At 52.5% G+C, this 2929-nt stretch carries 5 protein-coding genes; 1 reads left to right on the forward strand and 4 read right to left on the reverse strand.

The window, feature by feature from the left end:
• Positions 1-612: MFS transporter (locus CPT76_RS20735; RefSeq protein WP_146116375.1), on the reverse strand; the 612-nt coding region annotated here is incomplete at its 3' end.
• Complete coding sequence (locus CPT76_RS20740; RefSeq protein ID WP_181152976.1) at positions 605-1030, reverse strand: MarR family winged helix-turn-helix transcriptional regulator; 426 nt, start codon at positions 1028-1030, stop codon at positions 605-607. The genes CPT76_RS20740 and CPT76_RS20735, both read right to left, overlap by 8 nt.
• A 202-nt stretch (positions 1031-1232) precedes the next feature.
• Here CPT76_RS20740 and CPT76_RS20745 point away from each other — a divergent pair, with 202 nt between their 5' ends.
• Positions 1233-1874 (forward strand): DedA family protein, encoded by a 642-nt coding sequence (locus tag CPT76_RS20745; protein ID WP_105444319.1) that lies wholly within the window; start codon positions 1233-1235, stop codon positions 1872-1874.
• 132 nt (positions 1875-2006) lie between these two features.
• On the opposite strand, the gene CPT76_RS42505 is transcribed toward CPT76_RS20745, so the two are convergent.
• Both CPT76_RS42505 and CPT76_RS20750 read right to left on the reverse strand, forming a co-directional pair.
• Positions 2007-2261 (reverse strand): hypothetical protein, encoded by a 255-nt coding sequence (locus CPT76_RS42505; protein ID WP_483870068.1) that lies wholly within the window; start codon positions 2259-2261, stop codon positions 2007-2009.
• Positions 2262-2266: 5 nt separating this feature from the next.
• On the reverse strand, positions 2267-2929 hold a 663-nt coding region (locus tag CPT76_RS20750; RefSeq protein WP_483870069.1), incomplete at its 5' end, for an MFS transporter.

A 2929-nucleotide genomic window follows, 5' to 3' on the forward strand; every position in this document is an offset into this window, starting at 1 on the left:
GAAGTCGAATTTCGGTTTGGTCACGCTCGTTACGTTCTTCAAGAAAAATACGCCGATTAATGTGGCGATGATCGCTACCGGCAGGATGATGTAGAACAGAACCCGCCAGGAGTGATGTTCAACGATGTACCCCGACAATGTCGGTCCGATAGCCGGAGCCAGGATCATGGCGATCCCCATCATGCCCATCGCAGAGCCCCGTTTTTCGATCGGGAAAATGTTCAGGAACACGACGGTCATCAGCGGCATCAGAATGCCTGCGCCAGCCGCCTGAATGACGCGTCCGGTCATAAGTATCCCAAAATTGGGTGATATCGCGCATATCAGCGTCCCCAGCGAAAACATCGTCATCGCCGAAATAAACAGCTGGCGGGTTGTAAACCGCGCGATCAAAAATGCCGATACTGGAATCAATACGCCGTTAACCAGCATGAAGCCGGTCGTAAGCCATTGGCCTGTCGTCGGCTGAATGCCCAAATCATCCATAATTTTGGGCAGGGCGATATTCATCAAGGTCTGATTCAAAAATGCCACGAATGCGCCGAGGAGCAGTGCGGCAATGATCGGCCCTTTCCGGATATGCTCCATAGATTGAGCTTGACTGCTATTCATAATTACTTTCTCTCTCTCCCTTTTGGCTGAAAATCTGAATAATTTGCTGGTGTGTCGCTAGTAAATGGCTTCTGTCCTCCTGTTTGATCTGTAAAAGAGGCAGCAGGCAGCCCATGCTGACTTGCTCAGTCTGCTGTCTAAGTTCATCTCCCTTCTCAGTTATCCGCAGCGCGATCGACCGCCGGTCCGTCTGGAGCCGTCTGCGTTCAACGAGCCCGGCCTTGACGAGCCGATTGACAACCCCGCTGGTGGCGCTGTTCCCCATAAGAATTAAATCTGCCAGCTCGGAGAGTCCGATGTCCGGATGCTCGCGGAGCGTGTGCAGGACAAGATATTGAATCCAGGTGGTCTCAAGAGCATCGGCATGCTTCCAGAAGATTTGGTAAAACGTGAGATTGACCCGGCGAAAAGAGTACAACAGTTCGAGAATTTGTACCTTCTACCTCCACTATTTCTATGAGTTCTGCTTTCTGGTAGATTATATGGTGAGAGAAGTGGAAATAGACTTAAGGAAAGCCGAATCTTTCAAGAGCTTAATCATCCTTGCTTCCGGATGTAATCCGGCTGGGAGTCCGGTTGTTTGATCTTAGGGGCCCGACCTGAATTGGAGTGAAAACCTTTTGGAATTGTTAAAATGGATACATTTGATGTTCGAACAATACGGCTACCTCGTGCTGTTTCTCGGACTGGCATTGGAATTTATCGCTCTCCCCTTCCCAGGTGAGACGACGATGGCCTATGCGGGCTTCCTCTCTTACGACGGCATGCTTCATTACGGGTGGCTGCTGATCGTTGCGTTTGCCGGAACGACCCTGGGGATGACCATTACATACTTCATCGGCCTCAAGGCAGGCCTTCCTTTTCTCCAGCGCTACGGCAAATGGTTCCTGCTCTCCGAGCATAAACTGGAACGGGCCAGCCGCTGGTTTAACAAATACGGGCAAAGCCTGGTCTTTATCGGATATTTCATCCCCGGCGTCCGCCATTTTACCGGCTACTTCGCCGGCATGATCGCCCTGCCCTTCCGCAAATTCGCGTTGTTCGCGTACAGCGGCGCGCTGCTCTGGGTCATCCTGTTTATCAGCATCGGCAAAATATTCGGGCCGCAGTGGAAGTTCGCTTTTCACCTGGTGGAAAAGTACTCCTTCTGGATCGTCGGCGCCGTCATTATCACTGTTGTCGGGTTTCTTCTCTACCGTTACCGCAAAAAATGCGCTCGCTGCTGTCCAAACTGCATGTCAGCTGACATGCCGGGACAGTGAACGGCCACGGCGAGGAAGCGATGAGCTCCGTCCAGTGGCGCTTCCCCTGCCTCGTTGCCACAAATAAAAAGACGCACGCTGCATGAAATGCAGTGCGCGTCTTTTCTTTTACATCCTAAAAATATAAGTTCATTAACCCTCCGCGTTTGCGGTGCTGACGCTTTGTCCTTGAAGCTCGTTCTTGAGCTCGGTGTGCGGCTTCGTTCTCTTGATGAAGAAAGCGAGAGCCAGCGCGGCGACACTCAGCCAAGTTGCAACGATGAACGCATAGTTAATGCCGTGAACCATCGAATCGGCGGTCAGCTTCGCCATAGCGGCTTTGTCGGCCGGATTGACCGTACCCCCGGCAAGGACGTCCTTGACATGACTCTTCGTTTCATTGGTCATGACCGTCACCAGGATCGCCGTACCGATCGAGCCCGAAATGGTACGCAGCGATTGGACATCGCCGTACCGTGAGCATTCATGTTCCGCGGCAGCTGGTTGAGGCCTGCAGTCTGGATCGGCATCATCAGCATCGACATACCGAACATCCGAATCGTGTAAATGACGATCAGATGAGTGTACGATGTTTCAACGGTCAAACGGCTGAATTCATAAGTCATGATCACCGTGATGATCAAACCGACGACGGCCAGCCATCTTGCCCCGATTTTATCAAAGACCGCACCGGTAATCGGCGACATGATCCCCATCAGAATCGCGCCGGGCAGCATCATGAGGCCCGATTCGAGCGGCGTGAAGCCGCGGATGTTCTGCAGGAAGATCGGCATTAGGATCATGCCCGCGTACAACGCCATCGTGATAATGACGTTAATGATCGTCGTCAGCGTAAACATGTTGTATTTGAAAATCCGGAACTCCAGCATCGGCATCTTGGATACGAGCTGGCGCCATACAAAGAGAATCAGACCTACCGCGCCGACTATCAGCGTGGCAATAACGGTCGCGCTTCCCCATCCGTCGGTACCCGCGTCACTGAAGCCATAGAGCAGGCCGCCGAAGCCGATGGTCGACAGAACCACCGACAGGAAGTCGAATTTCGGTTTGGTCAC

The sequence above is a fragment of the Paenibacillus sp. AR247 genome (genome assembly GCF_002968895.1).
Taxonomy (GTDB): Bacteria; Bacillota; Bacilli; order Paenibacillales; family Paenibacillaceae; genus Paenibacillus_AQ; species Paenibacillus_AQ favisporus.